This is a genomic window from Streptococcus sp. SV2, assembly GCF_030440175.1.
In the GTDB taxonomy this organism is placed as follows: Bacteria; Bacillota; Bacilli; order Lactobacillales; family Streptococcaceae; genus Streptococcus; species Streptococcus raffinosi.
On record NZ_JAQFJQ010000032.1, the window covers coordinates 1 to 2,054 of the forward strand.

General features: G+C 34.4%; 2 protein-coding genes and 2 tRNA genes. All 4 read right to left on the reverse strand.

The window, feature by feature from the left end; translation table 11 throughout:
• Positions 1–103 precede the first annotated feature (103 nt).
• Positions 104–772 carry a DUF1803 domain-containing protein gene (locus PCY14_RS09825; protein WP_293930321.1) on the reverse strand — a complete coding sequence of 223 codons (669 nt, stop codon included), beginning with the start codon at positions 770–772 and terminating at the stop codon, positions 104–106.
• Between the two features lie 55 nt (positions 773–827).
• On the reverse strand, positions 828–1,760 hold the full coding sequence (locus PCY14_RS09830) for a manganese-dependent inorganic pyrophosphatase (protein ID WP_008533826.1): 933 nt from the start codon (positions 1,758–1,760) through the stop codon (positions 828–830).
• Positions 1,761–1,849: 89 nt separating this feature from the next.
• Positions 1,850–1,921 (reverse strand) — tRNA-Glu (locus PCY14_RS09835).
• 8 nt (positions 1,922–1,929) lie between these two features.
• Positions 1,930–2,002, reverse strand: a tRNA-Thr gene (locus PCY14_RS09840).
• Positions 2,003–2,054 lie beyond the last annotated feature (52 nt).

Here is a 2,054-nt window from a genome sequence, read left to right on the forward strand (position 1 = left end):
CAGTTTTTTGTACAGACTAGGAAAAGCCCTATTAAAGACCACGGATTTACATTGTTCACCTTCATTATAAGCCGAACTTTCTTTTCTGTCATGAGTTAGCAGGCTAAGCCTGCTTAGAGTTTTTTGTACTATAAACTAAACCATCAATATCTAAGTCCATATTCAAAGTATAATGCCCCTCTTCCACTTGGATAATATATCCCAGTATTTCTAAAGCATCGACAAAGATGTTCCTCCTCTTTTGAAGCAAAACATCTTTCCTAACAAATTTCAGAAGAAAAGTTGTTACGTACTTCAAAAAATACTCCGGATTGACATCTCCTAATAAATTATATAACCTATTCTGTTCTTCCGAAAATGGTAAATTTTCTCTTAACTTATAAAAATAATTAGAAATTGTATTATCATCCCTCGTTATACTGGTGTACTCTTGAATAATAACATCATTAGTAGAATTCAAAACTTTAGTCCTAAAACGACAACCTATTAATTCTTGATAAAGAGAAGTGGCATCATCAATAAATAAATGCTGATCCAAATCAACTGTAGAAACATCAGAAACAAAACTAATTAATAAAGAATATCGTTTATTAGAACGTTCAATATAGTTTGCCTTCACAAATTCTTCTATCAAACGGTCTAGATTATCCTGAGAAGAAAATTCTTTTTTAATCTCCCGTAATGTTACAGGCTGATTTAAATATAGAAAATTAATCAAATCAATAAAAAATGGTTGTTTGGATAATTTGTCTGGGTTAAATTGTTTTATCATAGAAAGTATTATACCATTATTCAGATTACAAAAAAAAGGCCTAAAGGCCTATTTTTTAAGCATTAAAGCTTTCAGTTAATTGAGGTACTACTTGTTTTTTACGTGAGACAGCTCCCTCAAGAAAAGCATGATTATTTTCAAGAACAAAATCAAAAGCTTTCTCAACCCTATCAGCATTAGAACCAAGGGCAAGAATCTCTGAATTTGAATTAAGAATATCAGTAATCATCAAGACAAAATCAGAATAACCATTATCCTTGATTGAAGTATTAATAGCTGCTTCAATTTCTTCTTGACGAGAAAGAACATCAGCAATATCAACTGTATTAACTTGAGCAACACGAACTTTATTACCATTCAACTCAAAAGTTTTAGCATCAATATCAATAAGTACTTCAGCAGACTTGGAAGAAAGATTAGTACCAGCTTTTAACATTGCAAGACCATATTCTTCCAAATTAACACCAGCAATTTCAGCAAGATCAGCTGCAACTGCAGGATCTGTAGCGTGAGTAGTTGGAGATTTGAGAAGAAGAGTGTCAGAAATTAAACCAGACAAGAGCAAACCGGCAACTTCTTTAGGAACTTCAACATTATTTTCTTTAAACATACGATAAACAATTGAAGAAGCAGAACCAACAGGTTCAAGGCGCATCATTAAAGGATTAGCCGTTTCAAAATTAGCTACACGATGGTGATCGACTACTTCAATAATTTGAACATCCTTAATATCAGAAATTGATTGTTGAAACTCATTGTGGTCAGTAAGAATAACTTGATTAACACCCTCTTCTTGTGCTGAGTTAACAACACGAGGAGCCTTAACTCCGAAATAGTCAAGAACAAAAGCAGTTTCCTCATTTGGAGCACCCAAAGCAACTGCCTCAGCGTCAACACCAAGCTGACGTTTCAAATAAGCATAACCATACGAAGAACCAATAGCATCAGAATCAGGATTTTGATGACCAAAAACAAATACTTTAGACATAAATTCACCTCAAAAATAATATTATAAATCATTATAACATATAAAAAAAAGAAACAAAATAAAAAGAGTAACATAAGCTACTCAAAACATAGTCCGTACGGGATTCGAACCCGTGTTACCGCCGTGAAAAGGCGGTGTCTTAACCCCTTGACCAACGGACCATATCAAATGCCGGCTACATGACTTGAACACGCGACCCTCTGATTACAAATCAGATGCTCTACCAACTGAGCTAAGCCGGCTATCTCTTTTATGCGGGTGAAGGGACTTGAACCCCCACGCCGTTAAGCGCCA